Annotated in this window: 10 protein-coding genes; 8 read left to right on the forward strand and 2 right to left on the reverse strand. The window is 52.5% G+C overall.

Annotation, left to right across the window (positions count from 1 at the left end; translation table 11 throughout):
- Window positions 1-10: 10 nt before the first annotated feature.
- On the reverse strand, window positions 11-1,465 hold the full coding sequence (locus DEV76_RS25445; protein WP_109700777.1) for a DUF1501 domain-containing protein: 1,455 nt from the start codon (window positions 1,463-1,465) through the stop codon (window positions 11-13).
- 29 nt (window positions 1,466-1,494) lie between these two features.
- Window positions 1,495-3,810, reverse strand: a complete 2,316-nt coding sequence (locus tag DEV76_RS25450) for a PSD1 and planctomycete cytochrome C domain-containing protein (protein WP_109700778.1) — start codon at window positions 3,808-3,810, stop codon at window positions 1,495-1,497.
- A gap of 241 nt (window positions 3,811-4,051) precedes the next feature.
- On the opposite strand from DEV76_RS25450, the gene DEV76_RS25455 reads away from it, so the two are divergent.
- From DEV76_RS25455 to DEV76_RS25490, 8 genes are all read left to right on the forward strand, one after another.
- Window positions 4,052-4,912 carry a DMT family transporter gene (locus tag DEV76_RS25455; RefSeq protein ID WP_109700779.1) on the forward strand — a complete coding sequence of 287 codons (861 nt, stop codon included), beginning with the start codon at window positions 4,052-4,054 and terminating at the stop codon, window positions 4,910-4,912.
- Window positions 4,913-5,053: 141 nt separating this feature from the next.
- A complete protein-coding gene (locus tag DEV76_RS25460) occupies window positions 5,054-5,608 on the forward strand; it encodes an RNA polymerase sigma factor (protein ID WP_109700780.1) in 555 nt (184 codons plus the stop codon).
- A gap of 74 nt (window positions 5,609-5,682) precedes the next feature.
- Complete coding sequence (locus tag DEV76_RS25465) at window positions 5,683-6,762, forward strand: FecR family protein (protein ID WP_109700781.1); 1,080 nt, start codon at window positions 5,683-5,685, stop codon at window positions 6,760-6,762.
- A gap of 179 nt (window positions 6,763-6,941) precedes the next feature.
- Window positions 6,942-10,307, forward strand: coding sequence for a SusC/RagA family TonB-linked outer membrane protein (locus DEV76_RS25470; protein WP_157963115.1), 3,366 nt, complete (start codon window positions 6,942-6,944; stop codon window positions 10,305-10,307).
- A 9-nt stretch (window positions 10,308-10,316) separates the two neighbouring features.
- Window positions 10,317-12,266 carry a RagB/SusD family nutrient uptake outer membrane protein gene (locus DEV76_RS25475; RefSeq protein WP_198652251.1) on the forward strand — a complete coding sequence of 650 codons (1,950 nt, stop codon included), beginning with the start codon at window positions 10,317-10,319 and terminating at the stop codon, window positions 12,264-12,266.
- Between the two features lie 20 nt (window positions 12,267-12,286).
- The gene (locus tag DEV76_RS25480) at window positions 12,287-13,450 is read left to right on the forward strand and encodes a DUF1735 domain-containing protein (protein ID WP_157963116.1); all 1,164 of its coding nucleotides are present in this window, start codon (window positions 12,287-12,289) and stop codon (window positions 13,448-13,450) included.
- 18 nt (window positions 13,451-13,468) lie between these two features.
- Window positions 13,469-16,147, forward strand: a complete 2,679-nt coding sequence (locus DEV76_RS25485) for a GH116 family glycosyl hydrolase (protein WP_109700785.1) — start codon at window positions 13,469-13,471, stop codon at window positions 16,145-16,147.
- Window positions 16,147-16,713 carry a hypothetical protein gene (locus tag DEV76_RS25490; protein ID WP_109700786.1) on the forward strand — a complete coding sequence of 189 codons (567 nt, stop codon included), beginning with the start codon at window positions 16,147-16,149 and terminating at the stop codon, window positions 16,711-16,713. Before DEV76_RS25485 ends, DEV76_RS25490 begins: the two co-directional genes overlap by 1 nt.
- The last annotated feature ends 520 nt before the right edge of the window (window positions 16,714-17,233 follow it).

The raw sequence follows: 17,233 nt of genomic DNA on the forward strand, positions 1-17,233 counted from the left end.
ATTGCTTTTTTTAGGCCATTAAGCCGGGAATAACTTGTCCTGCTACGTCTGTAAGCCGGTAGCGGCGGCCCTGGTGTTTAAAGATGAGTTTTTCGTGGTCGAGGCCCAGCAGGTGCATCACGGTAGCGTGGAAGTCGTGCACATGCACAGGGTCTTTTACTATGTTGTAACCGAACTCATCGGTTTCTCCGTATACGATGCCGGGCTTCACGCCGCCGCCTGCCATCCAGATGGAGAAGCAGCGCGGGTGGTGATCGCGTCCGTAGTTATCTGCCGTCATTTTACCCTGGCAGTAATTGGTCCGGCCAAATTCCCCGCCCCAGATCACGAGCGTTTCATCGAGCAGGCCGCGTTGTTTCAGATCGGTGATGAGCGCTGCGGAAGCACGGTCTACGTCTTTCGCCTGTCCCGCCATTTCATTGGGCAGGTTACCGTGCTGGTCCCAGCCCTGATGGTATAGCTGTATAAAGCGCACGCCGTTTTCAGAGAGCTTGCGCGCGAGCAGGCAGTTCGCTGCAAACGTGCCCGGCACAAGGCATTCGGGTCCGTAGAGCTTCAGGATATCATCGGGTTCTTTCGAAAGGTCTGTCAGTTCCGGCACCGCGGTTTGCATGCGGTAAGCCATTTCATATTGCTGGATCTTGGTACTGATTTCGGGGTCGCCGAATTCTTTGTACGACTGATCGTTCAGCGCGGCCAGCTGATCCAGCATCTGCCTGCGGTTGGTGGAATCGATGCCTTCGGGATTGTTGAGGTACAGCACGGGGTTATCGCCGCTGCTGAACTGAACGCCCTGGTGAATACTGTCGAGGAAGCCGTTGCTCCATAGTTTGGAATACACGCCCTGCCCGTTGCCTTTACCGCGGGAGAGCAGTACGCAGAAGGCGGGGAGGTTTTTATTCTCACTGCCGAGGCCATAGCTCATCCAGGAGCCGAAGCTGGCACGGTTGCCCTGCTGGGCGCCCGTCTGGAAGAAGGTAAGCGCGGGGTCGTGGTTGATGGCTTCGGTGAACATGGAACGTACGATACAGATATCGTCGACCACACCGGCCGTATGCGGAAACAGGTCACTGATCCATGCGCGGGCCTGTCCGTATTGCTGGAAGTTGAAGTGGGAGCCAACGAGGGGGAAAGACGACTGTCCGGCCGTCATCCCTGTAAGCCTTTGCCCCATGCGGATGGAAGCAGGCAGTTCCTGTCCCATCATTTCGCGGAGCTTCGGTTTGTAATCGAAGCTTTCCAGTTGTGAGGGGGCGCCGTTCTGGAAAAGGTAGATGACGCGTTTCGCTTTAGGGGCGAAGTGCGGTATACCCGGCATTAAACCGGCTTCGCTTTCGCTTTTGCTGCCGAAAAGGTCAGGGATGAGCAGGGAGCCAAGCGCAACGCTCCCTACGCCTAAGCTCAGGTTCGAGAGGAACTTGCGGCGGTTCATGTTGAGATGACGCTCTATAAATTCGTTTTTCATGATGCGCAGTATTTGGCTGAACGGGAGGCTCAGGTTTTGGATAATGTTTCTTCCAGGTTGTAGATGGTAGTAATGACCTGCATCATGGCGGCAAGGGATGCCTTGTCTGCCACAGCGGCCTGCGGATATTCTCCGTGGCTCAGCAGTTTGGCAGCCTGGCCGGGCTCCTTTTTAAAGTAAGCCTGCTGCTGGTTGAAGTATTCATTTAGCAAACTCACTTCTTTAGCCTGCGGCGTACGGCAAACGATGAGGCGGAAAGCCTGGCGGATGTTGCGGTCTGCATCCGTACCCTGCTGCAGGAGCTTCGCTGCCAGTACCCGGGATGCTTCCAGCACCGTGGGGTCGTTCAGCATAATAAGCGCCTGAAGGGGCGTATTGGTAGAAGAACGCTTCACTTCGCACTGGTCGCGGTTGCTGGCGTCGAAGATCATCATAGACGGTGGCGGCACCGTTCTTTTGATGAAAGTGTAAAGTCCGCGGCGGTAAAGGCTCTCGCCATGGTCCTGCTTGTAAGTGGCTAGTGATCCCCTGCCGGAAGTAGCCATTTCCCAAAGCCCCGGGGGCTGGTAAGGCTTCACGCTGGGGCCGCCAATAGTTGGTACGAGCAGGCCGCTGGAGGCCAGTACAATATCACGCACCGTTTCCGCAGGGAGGCGGAAGCGCGGGGCGCGGGAGAGGTATTTATTATCAGGATCGGCCTGCAGTTTGTTTTTGGGAATCTGGGCAGACTGCCGGTAGGTAGATGACATGTAGATCATCTTCATGGTACGTTTGATATCCCATCCGTGCTGCATAAAATCCACCGCCAGCCAGTCGAGAAGTTGCGGGTTGGTGGGCAGCTCGCCCTGCATGCCAAAATCGCCCGTGCTTTTAACGATACCGGTGCCAAACACCTGCTGCCACAGCTGGTTTACGAAGACCCTGGCGGTAAGGGGATTCTTTTCATCGAACAGCCAGCCTGCCAGTCCGAGCCGGTTAGCAGGATAGGTCGATTTATTGAAGGGGAGTACAGACATGGGGGTTCCCGGCTGCACTTCGAGCGTAGGGTTATCATAGTTGCCACGGCCCAGCACAAACGATTTGCGCACGATCGAGTCTTCACCCATTACCGACACAATAAGGCGGTTGGAATCCTGGCGGTTGATGAAGCGCAGGGCGCCGGCCATATCTTCCTTCGTAATCTCCATGTATGGTTTCTTGGCATACGTTTCCGGGCCACCCACTACAGATTCCAGGCCTACTTCCTTTACATTATTAAAGAAGGCATACAGCTCAAAGTATTCTTTCTGGGAGAAGGGGTCGTATTTATGGTCGTGACACTGGGCGCATTCCATGGTAATACCTATGAGGCTTTTGCTGAAGGTATTGGCACGGTCCAGCACATATGAAACACGGTATTCCTCATCAATCACACCACCTTCTTCCGTGATCTTATGGTTGCGGTTAAAGCCCGTTGCCAGCAGTTGCTCCCGCGTGGCATTGGGGATCATATCCCCGGCAATCTGCCAGGATACGAAGTCTTTATAGGAAAGGTTCTTATTAAAGGCATGTATTACCCAGTCGCGCCAGGGCCACATGCTGCGGTAGTTATCGTCCTGGTAGCCGTGAGAGTCTGCATAGCGGGCCACGTCCATCCAGTGAACGGCCATTTTTTCGCCATAGGCACTATCGGCCAGCAGCTCATCCACCATCTTTTCGTAGGCTTTCCCGCTCGTGTCTTTAGCGAAGCGGTCCATCCGTTCGATGGTAGGGGGCAGGCCGGTAATATCGAGAGAAAGGCGTTTTAAGAGACGTTCCGGATCGGCGGCAGGGTTAGGGCTGAGGCCTTTCTGCTCCATCTGGGAGAGGATAAACCGGTCGATGTCGTTGCGTACCCAGTCTTCATCATCCACTTCGGGGATGGCGGGTGAGGCGGGGGGAACGAAGGCCCAGTGGGGTTTGTACTTCGCGCCCTGTTTGATCCATTTTTCTATCAGCTTGATTTCAAACGGGGAGACGGTCATGTTAGACGATACCGGCGGCATGCGCTGGGTACTGTCTTCCGTAACGATGCGGAGGAACACGGCGGAGGCCATAGGGTTGCCGGGTACCAGTGCGTGGAGGCCGGGCGTTTCCTTCAGGGCTTTGTAGGCGCTGTCTGCAATATCCAGCCTTAAACCTGCTTCACGTTTATTGGCATCGGGGCCATGACAGGCAAAACACCTGTCAGACAGGATGGGACGAATGTGAAAATTGTAATCCACGGAATCGGGCATCACTTCTGCTGTGCGGTCCTGCACACTGCTGTTGCAGGCGGTAAATACCGTCAGGATGCCGATGGTGAATAGTGCATAACGATGGAACATAGGTGCTGTAGACAATTTCAGTGTTCACAATAAGGAGTCGGTTACATAAGTGTATATGTACACACAAAATACGATATTGGTCTTTGTATCACAAACTTTATATTGATATAAACTGGGCTTATTTTTGCATGCTTTTTTGCCTTTTGCCCTGATTTTGACTGACTCCTACAGGTAATATACTATAAATTAGCCATATTTCCCGTAAAACTTGATCAGTGGCAATTTTCCTTATCTTCATTCCATGAGCCCCACATCCCTGCTCCTTGTTATTGCTGCCGCGGTGCTTCATGCGCTGTGGAACCTGCTTACGAAACAGGTAAAAGGCGGTCTTCTCTTCTTCTGGCTGGTATCTCTTTTCTCTGCGGTCTTATTCCTGCCATTCCTCATCCGTGAGCTGCTGCGTGCTCCGTTACAGCTGAACCAGGCTGCCCTTACGCTGGCCCTGGGCAGCGGATTGCTGCATATCTTCTACTTCGTGGCCCTGCAGGCAGGGTACAGGAAGGGCGACCTCTCGGTAGTGTATCCTGTTGCGAGGGGGGCAGGCCCCCTGTTTTCCGTACTGGGGGCGGTGCTGCTATTCGGGGAACGCATGGGTATCTGGGCCGTTTGCGGTTTTTTACTCATCATTGCCGGGGTATGTGTGCTGGCGTGGCTCAGTGGTGGTAAAGAAGGGAAATCGGTACGGCAGGGCGTATATTTCGGACTGCTGACGGGGTTCTTCATTGCAGGATACACCCTGTGGGATAAGGCTGCCGTGGCAGACTATGGCGTGTCGGCCATCGTGATCGCCTTTGCTTCCATGATACTGCCGCTGGTATTGCTCATTCCCGTAACCTGGGGTAAGCGCCACGATATCGGCGTTGAAATAAAACTCCACTGGAAGCAGATACTGGGCGTTGCGGTGCTTCAGCCGCTATCGTACCTCCTTGTGCTCATCGCCATGAAAACGACCCCTGTCCACTACGTGGCCCCGGTAAGGGAAGTGAGCATCGTTTTCGGCGTTTTCTTCGGTATTAATGTATTGAAGGAGAAAGACAGCGGCAAGAGACTCCTGGCCGCCGTGGTCATCCTGGCCGGGATTGTGCTCCTGTCACAAACATAACATACCTGTTACTCCTTGCCATGATGGTATTTTGATAATTGCTTGTTGTTTTTTGCTGAACGCTTGCCAATTTAATGCAGGTAGCTTTTATTTATTGCCGGTTACACCTCTCCGTTACCGCAGGTTATTGAAGCAAACGTTATGACAGCAAAATCAGATGCCGCGTTTCTATTCCAGCTACTGCCACAGGCAGGCGGGGAAGCCGTGCTGATGCAATTGCACGGACTTTACTTCAACCGCATCTTCAAACTCATCCTTTCCCTCGCCAAGCACCGCGAATCTGCAGAAGAGCTGGCCAGCGATGTGTTTGTAGAACTCTGGCAGCGGCGCGATAAGCTGGCCGACGTCCGCAACCCGGAAGTATACCTGTACGTGATCGCCCGTAACAAAGCTTTCGCCTGGCTCAAACAGCAGCTGCACCTTACGGACCCGCTGGACCAGATAGACGATTTCAAACTGGATCTGGCCCGCTCACCGGAAGATCTGCTCATCTCTTCCGAAATGCTGCACCGCATAAACGTAGCCATCAACCAGCTGCCGCCCAAATGCAAACTGGTGTTCCAGCTGGTGAAAGAGCAGTCTTTCAAATACCGCGAAGTAGCGGAAATCCTCAATCTCTCCCCTAAAACCGTGGAAGCCCAGATGGGTATCGCCATCAAAAAACTGGGCAAAGCCATTACTTTTTCCACTATCTGATTATTTTTTTATTTTCTTTTAAGGGTGCCGGGCATTTTTATCACTCCTACTATTAAACGACCGGCATTTTTCCAATGAACAGAATCTGGGAACTACTCGCTAAAAAATTCAGTCACGAGATCACGGAGCAGGAGCTGCATGAGCTCGACGGACTGTTGAAAGCCTATCAGCACGACTTTCAGCAGAGCGAGATCCTCCATGCCGTGTACGGACTGGAGGTAGTGGCCCAGGAAGATGAGGATGCACTGAAAAGAAGTGAAATGCGGCTGAAGAAGGCCCTGGCGGCACAGGCGCCTGCCCCGGCAGAAGTGGAAGAAGCCGATGAGGTGATAATGGCGGCTAAGTCTTCCCACTTCAAACGTTATGCGAAGTTTTACATCGCCGGACTGGTAAATGCGGCGGCTATTATCTTCTTCTTCATTCTGCCACAGCTGGGCGCTAATGGCCCCCTGTACAATAAGATCAATACGGAACGCGGTGCTAAAACAACGGTGCACCTGCCTGACGGGTCGGTGGTTACCCTCAACTCCGGCAGCCGCCTCAGTTATAATAAAGACTTCGGGGTAAAGAACCGGGAGATCAGGCTGGAAGGGGAAGCGTACTTCGATGTGGTAAAGAACCCTGGTATGCCCATGATCGTATCAACAGGCAGTGTGGATGTAAAGGTGCTGGGCACTACTTTCAATCTGAAAGCATATCCGGAAGACTCCGTGGTGGAAACCTCGCTTTTTACAGGTTCCATCCAGCTCACTTCTGCTAAAGACCCTGAAAGGGTAATAATGATGCGGCCAAGAGAGAAAGTGACCATCAGCCAGCAGCACGATTTATCCGGCATACCCGCCGTAAGTAAGGAAAAGCAGCGTGAAACCGTATCGCTGCAGCAGGTGATGTTTAACCAGACAGACAGTAGTTTCGATGAAACCGCCTGGATGAAGAATAAACTGGTGTTCAAAGCAGCCCGCTTCCGCGACGTGGCCAATGAGCTGCAACGCAAATTCAATACAGATATCTATTTCAACGATCCTGTGTTTCAGGATATACGCATAACAGGAACATTCTCCGACGAATCCGTTCACGAGATCATCCTTGAGCTACAGCAGACCATACCATTTCAGTACACCAGTTCAGGCCATAAAATTTATATCAGCCAGTAAATACCTGCAGAGGAGGTATTCCGCGTCCCGGCAAGACGAATTAGTATATCAACACAGCTTTACATACATGAGATGATGCGGCTACGCAATGCCGCAGGTATCGTCTGTTGCCTAATATGATCATTTTAAAAACCAAAATTGACATGACTTTGAAAAAATGCTGCAAACTTCTGCTGTATATGATTGTCATACTATGCCTGAGCCCTCTCAAGGGCGCGCATGCGCAGCAGATAGGCATTCCCGGCGGGAAGAAGACGGTCAGGCAGGTGCTCGAATACGTTGAGCAAACATCCGCCTACCGCTTTCTCTATACCGAAGATCCGGCATTCGACAGGATCGCGGGCAGTTACACCGGGAAAGGCGAAATCACCACCGTTTTAGATGCCGTCCTTAAACCTACGGACATTTCCTTCCGCGTAAATGCCAACAAACTCGTTACCCTCCAAACGCCACGATCGACTCAGCTGGCTGTTAAAGACAGTGTGGGCCCCAATGTAACCATTGCCGGTACCATCACCAATCTGCAGAACCAGCCCATCGTTTCCGTGAGTATTTACCAGAAAGCTAATCCGCTGGTAGGTACTGTTTCCGACAAGAATGGTTATTTCATCATCAGCAACATCCCCCGCCATTCTACACTGATACTCTCTTCCGTAGGTTATAAAACCACGGAGATAGAGGTGAAAACCATTCCGGCAAACAGCCTCCGGAAGTACCCGGTGATCATGGAACTGGAAAGCGTTACACAGAACGAAGTAATAGTAACCGGAACGGGAAAGCAGAAGAAAGTAAGCGTGGTAGGCGCCATCACCACGGTGAACCCTACCGAACTGAAAGGCCCCACACGCTCCCTCACCACCCAGCTCGCGGGCAGGGTAGCAGGTGTTACCTTCGTGCAGCAATCCGGCCAGCCCGGGCAGGATGGCGCTTCCTTCATCATCCGCGGCATCAATTCCGTTACCGGCAACTCGGCGCCACTGGTACTGATCGATGGTTTGCGCAGGAACATCGATGATGTGGACCCTAATGACATCGCCACCTTTTCCATCCTGAAAGATGCTTCTGCTACCGCGGTATACGGGCTGGAAGGCGCCAACGGTATCATCGTAATTACCACCAAAACGGGTAAAGTAGCCTCCCGGCCTACCATCCGCCTCTCTGCTTCGTCTTCCGTCAACAACGCTACTTATAAGCCCGACTGGGTAGATGCGCCTACTTACGCACAGATGCGCAACGAAGCGCTGGCGGTGCGTGGCAAGCGGCCCATGTATACCGAAGCGGAAATTGCGAAGTTCGCAGACAGCGATATGGATTTTTATCCGAATGTGGACTGGTATAAAACCATGGTGAAGCAGAACAACCGGTCTAACCGCGCCAACTTCAACATCAGCGGCGGCGGTAATGCGGTAAGCTATTATATGTCGGGCGGCTTTTATAGTGAGAAAGGCATGTTCAACACCAAGAAAGATAATAACGCCAACTATAACCAGTTCAACTTCCGCTCCAACCTGAAGGCAGACCTTACACCTTCCACTACACTGGGCCTGGGGTTCGACGGCAGGTATAATACCACCACAGAGCCGGGGCAGGGCGTAGGCTATTTGTTGCCGATCATGAACATGGTGAACCCTACGCTGTACCCCGCGGAATATTCCAACGGCACCGCGCCGGAAGAGCCAACCGGTATGGTTAATCCCTACTCGCTGCTGAATAAGACCGGTTTCGTGAAGCGGTATGAGAATTACATGTCTACAAACATCAACCTTACGCAGAAGCTGGACTTTGTGACGCCGGGCCTTTTCCTGAACGGGATCGCATCATTCACCAAGAGCAACTTCTATGCGCATAGGTACCAGAAAAACTACCAGCGCCATGCGCCAGACTTCGCCAACAGTTACATGGGCTCCGGCCGCGATGAGCAGGGCAACCTGGTGACCATCAATAAAACCCCGGATATCGACGACAAGATGTCGTTCGTATACGAATCACCCACCGGCAACCGTGTGATTGAACTGCAGGGAAGCCTCAACTATGCCCGTACTTTTTTCGATAAGCTGTCAGTAACCGGGCTGATGTTGTACAAACAGCGTGAGTTCCTGACAGATGCACCCGGCGGTTCCGGCGCCACACTGCTCATTAACGCACTGCCTGCAAGGGAGCAATCTGTAGCCGGCAGGATGACGCTGGGCTGGGACGACCGCTATTTTACCGATATCAACTTCGGGGCTTCCGGCTCGCAGATGTTTACGCCTGACAAACGCTGGTCGTCGTTTCCCTCCATCGGCTTCGGCTGGGTACCATCGTCTGAGAAATTCTGGACCGGTATCGAAGATGTGGTGGATTTCCTGAAGTTCCGTGTATCCTACGGCTCGGTAGGGTCATCCGGTAATGCTTCCCGCTTCGGGTATATGGCTACATCCGGCCCGGTGAATGGTTATATCTTCGGCTTCGGGCGTGCGGCAGGCAGCGGCGTCTTCATCCCCGGTGTGGGAGAGCAGCGGCTCGAGCAGCTGAACCTTACCTGGGAGCGCAACCAGAAGCTGAACCTCGGTGCGGAGATCGGGCTTTTCAGATCCGTGAAAGTGATCGTGGATGCTTACCGTTATGTCAACAACGATCAGCTCATCGATCTTAACAGGCTTCCGGCCACCCTCGGCCTGCCTGCCATCCCCCGCGCCAACCTTGGTAAAACGAAATCGGAAGGGGTGGATATCGACCTTACCTATGCTAAATCCTTCGGCAATTTTAAGATCAGTTACATCAAAGGGATCATCAGCTACAACAAGAATACGATCATCGAAAACGGCCAGCTGGATCCTAAAGTAGCGTACCAGAGCGGTATCGGGCTGGACTATGGCCGTTCGCTGAACTACATTGCCCTGGGGCTTTTCCGGGATCAGAAAGATATAGATAACAGTCCGGTGCAAACCTGGAACAAGGTGATGCCCGGCGATATCAAGTATAAAGATATTGATGGCGACGGGGTAATTACTCCGAACGACAGGATATGGACGGGTAATGTATATCCCAAATGGAGCTACTCCCTTGCCATAGACCTGCGGTATAAGAAATGGACCTTTGCCACACGCGCCATCGGCAAATTCAATATGTACCGGGCCATCAACGGCGGCAGGATACCGTTTAACCCCTATAACGCCGGCGGTAATGAAAACGGCGCCGTATATGTGGCAGCTGTAAAAAATCATTATACCCCTGCTTCTTATTCAGGAAGTGCCGCTACCGAGAATTTAGATGCTGTTTATCCCCGCCTTGGCTTCGGTACAGAAAATCAGAACAATGCGCAAACCTCCACTTTCTGGCTGCGGGAAACATCCTACCTGCGGATAGCCGATGCGGAACTGGGATACAACTGGACACCCCGCACCAGTAAATCGCCTTTTAAAAGCATTTACTACTACGGCCGCTGCGACAATGTGATAACCTTCTCGCGATTTAAAGACTGGAACCCCGAACAATATGAATCGTATGCGTATCCGCTGAAAAGAACGATTTCCCTGGGACTTGAAATTGGATTTGACCTTTAAACAATGTGTATGAAAAACAGCATTCTGAAAATATCAGCTATCGTGCTGCTCTCGATGCAAACCATCAGTTGTAAATACCTGGAGGCCGACGAGTATCTGCACGAAGTAAATAATCTCAACGATATCTGGACCCAGCGTGTGGATATCCGCAAAGCATGGGCTGCCTGCTATGGTCATATCCCGAACTATACGGATATGGTGAACACCTGGCCTTTCAATACCAATAACGACGAAGGGCACGCCGGGCGTGATAATTATAGAAACCTGATTTTTGCACAGGGAAAGTTCAATGCAGACGATGTGCTGTATAATTACTGGGGGCATTTTTACCGTGCGGTACGCACCTGCAACCTTTTCCTTGAAAACTATAAGAAGGCGAACGATAAGCTGCTGGTGCCCGGCGAAGTAGAAGGTTATGCGGCCGATGCCCGCTTCCTCCGTGCCTATTACTACAGCCAGATGCTGCAGCTGTACGGGCCTTTCCCGATCGTTGACAAAACCATCGACTATTCCAATACCGAAGCATTGCCTACCAACCGTAACACGGAAGAGGAATGTGTGAATTTCATCATTTCCGAACTGGATAAATGCATTGCCACCCTTCCGGAAAACGAGCGCATCCTTGCCGCAGAAGCAGGGCGCCCTTCCAAAGAAGCAGCGATGGCCCTGAAAGCCACCGTGCTGCTGTGGGATGCAAGCCCGCTCGTGAACGGCAACCCCGATTACAACGGATTCAAGGATTCGAAAGGGCGTAATTACTTCAGCACCACGGCCGACCCTGATAAATGGCGCAAAGCGGCAGAAGCTGCCAAAGCCGTTATCGACCTCGGTAAATTTGAACTATACACTGTTCCCGCCAACGCCGGATATGTAACCGTACCGCTGGGTAACTTCCCCGGTAACGATGTGGCCTGGCCCAATGGTCCTGCCGGTATCGATCCTTACCGTAGTTTCAAAGGCCTGTTCAGCGGCGGTAAATCGTACTGGAACAAAGAAGCGATCTGGATGGTGAGCCTGGGCAACCAACGCTCTAACCTCTCTGTCCTGGGCTTTCCCCGTAACTATAACAATGGGGAAGGAGCGATTATGACTGCCATGGTGAGCGGCACCCAGAAGCTGGTAGATGCGTTTTTCATGAACAACGGACGCACCATTGACGAGGAAGACAGGGCATTGTACAACGATGTCGGGATCTCTGATAACGGAGATGCCTACTACATCAGCGGTAATGGCAAAGAGGCGCATACGCCCATCATCACCGGCTTTAAACTCTCTAATGTAAATGCCAAAGTCCCCAGCCGCGTCCTGAACCGCGAAGCAAGGTTCTATGCAACCATGGGCTTCATAGGCAAAGGCTACGTGCAGAACAACGGCACACTCTATTATGCCGATTATAAGGCCAATGCCCTCGATGGTTTCCTGCAGTCAGACAGGCCTTCCACGCGCTCCGGCTACCCCATCGTGAAATGGGTGGCGGAAGATGATGTGAGCGCCTATGGCAGCAGCGATAAGCCTTATCATGTATTGCGCCTCGCGGAGATCTATCTTGCTTACGCAGAAGCCCTCAATGAATTTGACCCGGGAAATGCCGATGTCCTGAAATATCTCAACCTCGTGCGCTTCCGCGCAGGATTGCCGGGATATACTGCAGACAGTAAGGAAGTAATCCGCGAACGCATTAAGCGGGAAAGGCATGTGGAGTTTGCCTTTGAAGGGAAACGGTATTTTGATTCCCGCCGCTGGAAAGATGCCGGTAAATCGGCCCGCGACAATTGGGGCAACAGCCTTGGTATGGGCGGACTGGTATACGGATGTAATTACCTGGCGCCCGATGGCAGCTTTTACGACCGCGCGGTGATAGATGGTTACATCTTCCGGCCCAAAAACTACTTCCTCCCCATTCCTTTCCAGGAAGTAGCCAATCACTGGGGCACCATGACGCAGAATCCCGGATGGTAGAACAATTAAAATCCACAATCATGAAACGCATTCACAACTTATATATCCTCCTGATTGCCGCCGCCGCACTGCACAGCTGTGGTAAGCCAGACTATGAGAACAAGGAGTTCTTCAAACAGGAAGCCTACATCATTTCCGCAGAATCCACTTCCGCCACGGAAAGGGAGATTGCCGATGTACAGGTGCATACCTTCGTGGACACCCTCAAATACCTCAACGAGCAATATGAATCCGATACCATCATCGACAGTAAAACGTTTATGGCGGAGATCAAGTTTAAAGTAGGCATCGGCGGATCGCTGCCTGCAGCACAGAACATCCGGCTGGTTGTAGGCTTTGATCATGAAACGCTGGAAGATTTCAATATCCTGAAGAACACTAATAAGGCCATTCCCCCGGCTACCGCCTATACCTCCAACATCCCCTGGGATGATAAGGAGGAGGGCTTTGTAGTGGATATCCCCAAAGGCACTTCTTCGTCTTCCCTGATCTTTACCGTGCCGGTGGAAAGGGAGAAAATGGCGCAGTATGCAGATTACGCCTTCCCGCTGAAGATCGTGCGTGCCGAAAACGTACCACTCAGCCGCCAGTACACCGGGTTTATGATCGCAGGGCTGCTGGTGAATAAAGATAAAACCGTGAACTGGTCGGGCCTCCCCATCCCCAAGATCCCTACCGGCAGGTACCGCTCCGTTCAGCTGATGGGTAACCCGGGAGAGAATAGTCCGGATGGCAGGGCTCGGAAATACAAATACATCACTCCGTTAAGCATTACCGACGATCCTTTGCTGAATGATAAGTATATGATCTGGGGAACCAGTGCCTGGAGTTTCGAAGTATTCGGCTTCCACAGTGCGGGCTATATGTATAACAAACTAAGCCTCATCGACCGTAATTTTGGAGTTTACCGCATGGAACCTATTTTGCCGGGGAATACTGATTTCCCTTATTATACGTTTCAGTATGCAACCACACAGGTAGCCAGCGAAGAAAACTTTTATGATCCCCGTTTAAAAACACTCACGCTCAAATACAAAAATGTTATAGGGCAGGATTATACAGATGTACTTACTTTTGAAAGCGCCGACCTTGCACTTGACCCCGTACGTACCGGCTATAGCCACGAGCCGCAAAGTTGGGAACAGGTGAGGAACAAAGGATTCAAGTACTGGCTGCCCTTGTAGCCGAACCAATAAAAGACTATGGAAAGAAGGAATTTTATTCGCCAGGCCGGGCTTGCTGCCGCAGGATTATTCGCCTTCCGCCTGGAAGCACTGGCACAGCCCCGGGAAGCTTATTCCGGCGTATTACTGCCGGTACACAACATCCCGGAAAACAAAGGACTGGATGCTGCCTGGGTACGCTCGCTCTACGAACGTGGTAAGCCTACCGTTTACACCAAAGCGAAGAACGAACTGCGTTACATCGGCATGCCGGCAGGTGGCTTACACACCGGCACCGTGTACCTCGGTGGCGATGGCCGCTTATGGCTCTGGAGCATTTACAACGATGAACGGGAAGGTATTGATCCTAAAACCGTACTCTGGAACGATGGTGTGGCGGAACGCCAGATCCGTAACCGCGATGGCGCCAGTTATGTGGAACCTGCCGTAGCAGCCAACCGGCGTGTGCTGGATCAGGGCTTTGCCGTGATCGCTGAGTTTGGCGGTAAAACCTTTATTTCCGAACTGCGGGAGGAAGACTGGGAAGAAGTGAGCTTCGAAGCCGCTTACCCAATAGCCACCGTACGTTATAAACACCGCCGCTTTCCGCTGGAAGTATCCCTGCGTGCAGGTGGCATCTTCATCCCGCTGGATGCGGATAACAGCGGGCTTCCCGCCACCATTTTCGATATCAGCATTAAAAACACTTCAGCTCAGCCCGTTCGTGCGGCCATTGCAGGATGGCTGGAAAACGGTGCGAGGAAGATCACTGCTAAGAAAGGAGAAGGAGAGAAATACAATACTGCCCATAAAGGCAACGGATATACGCGCGTACTGTCCGGCTTCAAAAGCAGCGGCGCGGCCGACCGTCCGGATGATGGCACTACCTGCATCACTTATATAGGTGAAGGCGGTATTGCCAATGCAGGCGCTAATCCGTGGCCGGTAAACGCCGCGTTCTTCACGGCGCAATCCGGTAAAGCGGAAGCAGCGGCAGATGAAAAGCTGGTGGCTTCCATTGCTGCCCCGTCTAAAACACTGGCACCCGGTGGCACATTGCAGGCACAGTTCGTACTCACCTGGCACTTCAACCATCCGCTGAAAAAAACTTCGCGGCTGAAGGATGCAGCTAAAGGATACCGCTATGCCAGTTTGTATGAAGACGCAGGTGCTGTGGCCGATTACCTCGCTCCTAAATTCAAAGACCTCTGGGGCCAAACCCTCCGCTGGCATAAAACCTATTACGACTCCACGCTGCCGCACTGGCTGCTGGAGCGTGCACTGCTCAACATCGGCACCATTGCCACGGCAAATACCTACCGCTTTGCGGATGGCCGCTTCTGGGGCTGGGAGGGCGTGAACGCCTGTGAGGGAACCTGTACCCACGTATGGCAATACGCACAGGCCATGGGCCGCATCTTCCCGTCGCTGGAAAGCGATACCCGCCAGCGTACCGACCTCGGCAATGCCATGCAGGAAGACGGCGGCATCATCTTCCGCGCGGAATATGAAGGGCGTCCGGCTATCGACGGACAAGCAGGAACCATCCTGCGCATCTACCGCGAACACCAGATGAGTAAAGATGACCGCTTCCTCCGGCAGAACTGGGCGCAGATCAAAAAGGCCGTCAACTTCATGCTGGCACAGGATAAGAACGGCGATGGCATGACCGATACCCCCATGGAAAATACCCTCGACGCAGTATGGGAAGGAGAGATCGCCTGGATCGTAGGCCTTTGCATTGCCGCAGCACGTGCCGCGCAATTCATGGCTGAAGAGGTAAACGATACAGCCTTTGCGGACCGCTGCAGGGATTATGTGGAAAAGGGCAACGCCAATATGTCGAAGCACCTGTTCAACGGTGAATACTTCATTCACCGGCCCGATGCCGTGCAGGGCCGTCAGAAGCTGGGCTCTTACAATACCTGCCACATCGATCAGGTATATGGGCAGAGCTGGGCGTTCCAGGTAGGGCTGGGCAGGCTGTGGGATAAACAGCAAACCCTTTCTGCATTAAAATCGCTTTGGAAATACAACTTTACCATGGACGTGGGGCCGTACATCAAAACCCACATCGGCGGCCGGCCTTATGCGCTGGAAGGAGAAGGCGGTATGATCATGAATACCAATCCGCATAATGAAGCGAAGCCTTTCGGGGAAAATGTAACCTGGCAGCTGGGGTATTTTCATGAATGCATGTCGGGCTTCGAGCACCAGGTGGCCAGCCATATGATGGCAGAAGGGATGACGGATGAAGCACTTGTGCTGACCCGCGCCATCCACGACCGTTACCATGCTGCCAAACGCAATCCGTTTAACGAGATTGAGTGCAGCGATCACTACGCCCGCGCCATGGCCAGTTACGGTACGTTTATCACCGCCTGCGGCTTCGAATATCATGGTCCTAAAGGCTACCTGCGCTTCGCGCCGGCCTGGAAGAGCCGGGAATTCCGTGCGCCTTTTACCGCGGCAGAAGGCTGGGGCACTTACAGCCAGCAGGCTGCCGGTAACGGTACACGCTGCAGCATTGCCATGGCTTATGGTGCTTTACAGCTTCGCACATTAAAACTGGTTGCCGGCGGTAACACCGTAACGGCAACAGCAGGCGGGAAGAAAGTACCCGCCACACTGGAGCGCAGCGGACAGGAAGTAACCCTTCACTTCACCCAGCCCTTGCAATTGAAGGAAGGAGAAACATTACAAATTCAACTGGTTTAATGATGCTGAAAGGAATATTGAAATCATCCTTCATACTGGCCCTGCCTTTACTGGCGGCATGCGGAGCCACCTCACCGGAAAGTACCGTACGGCCCGGTTGGCAGCAGCAGTTTGCGGAAGAGTTGCCGCTACTGGGGCATCGTAACTGGATCATTGTGGCGGATAAAGCTTTTCCGGAACTAAAGGCGGAAGGCATCACGTACATCAACACCGGGAGCAGATTGCTGCCTGTGCTGAAAGATGTGCTTGCCGGCGTGGGAGCATCGGGCCATGTGAAGCCTATTCTGTACCGCGATCAGGAGTTAAATTATATCAGCGAATCGCAGAGCGCAGGGATCACCGCTTTCCGGGATTCCGCCACTGCCATGCTAAAAGGAAATAATATCAGGGAAATGCTGCACGATTCCGTGTTTGCTAAACTGGATGCCGCTGCGGGCATGTTCCGCGTGGTGGTTCTGAAAACCGATGAGCAGCTGCCATACACCTCCGTGCTACTGGAGCTGGATTGCGCATACTGGAATGCGGAGAAAGAAGCCGCACTCCGGAAGGCCATGGCTGCAAAATGAGGGTAGTTTTCCCATTTGTATGATAAGCAGGAAATAGGCCGCGCTCTGATGGGTGCGGCTTTTTTCGATCTTGCCCCATACACGCATCAGCCGTTTCCGTATGCTTTTGGCAAGTACCCCGGATGCACCAATGATCATTTCCGTTAACTCCGGGCATAAGGCCGGGCAACACGAATCCGTAGAGGAGGAGTATGACGATGGCTATGGCTGCCAGTCGCGGCAGGCCGTTCAAATAAGCAGCCCATCCCGGGATGCCGTTGCCTCATGCTGTATTTGTTACCCCGAAAGTAGCATGCCGGTATGAAGGGAAAAAATCAGACGTCCGTTTTGGCCATTTTTGCCGCATTATGCCGCTTTTTGCCGGTTGATTCCTGCCGCTTGACTAAGTAGTTACTGTCTTATTTCAAAATTGGCTTTACAGTTTAGGGATTTAATAACGTTTAAATTAAATTTCCTTTATGAAGAAGACGCAGGGCAGAAAAAGCCAATATTCAGATTCAGAGCGCATAGCGATAGCCCA

The sequence above is a fragment of the Chitinophaga deserti genome (assembly GCF_003149455.1).
Lineage (GTDB): Bacteria > Bacteroidota > Bacteroidia > Chitinophagales > Chitinophagaceae > Chitinophaga > Chitinophaga deserti.

Bases quoted from the DNA above. Each gene is read 5' to 3' on its own strand.
- DEV76_RS25445 (WP_109700777.1), bottom strand. From the start codon at position 1,465: ATGAAAAACGAATTTATAGAGCGTCATCTCAACATGAACCGCCGCAAG.
- DEV76_RS25450 (WP_109700778.1), bottom strand. From the start codon at position 3,810: ATGTTCCATCGTTATGCACTATTCACCATCGGCATCCTGACGGTATTT.
- DEV76_RS25455 (WP_109700779.1), top strand. From the start codon at position 4,052: ATGAGCCCCACATCCCTGCTCCTTGTTATTGCTGCCGCGGTGCTTCAT.
- DEV76_RS25460 (WP_109700780.1), top strand. From the start codon at position 5,054: ATGACAGCAAAATCAGATGCCGCGTTTCTATTCCAGCTACTGCCACAG.
- DEV76_RS25465 (WP_109700781.1), top strand. From the start codon at position 5,683: ATGAACAGAATCTGGGAACTACTCGCTAAAAAATTCAGTCACGAGATC.
- DEV76_RS25470 (WP_157963115.1), top strand. From the start codon at position 6,942: ATGATTGTCATACTATGCCTGAGCCCTCTCAAGGGCGCGCATGCGCAG.
- DEV76_RS25475 (WP_198652251.1), top strand. From the start codon at position 10,317: ATGAAAAACAGCATTCTGAAAATATCAGCTATCGTGCTGCTCTCGATG.
- DEV76_RS25480 (WP_157963116.1), top strand. From the start codon at position 12,287: ATGAAACGCATTCACAACTTATATATCCTCCTGATTGCCGCCGCCGCA.
- DEV76_RS25485 (WP_109700785.1), top strand. From the start codon at position 13,469: ATGGAAAGAAGGAATTTTATTCGCCAGGCCGGGCTTGCTGCCGCAGGA.
- DEV76_RS25490 (WP_109700786.1), top strand. From the start codon at position 16,147: ATGATGCTGAAAGGAATATTGAAATCATCCTTCATACTGGCCCTGCCT.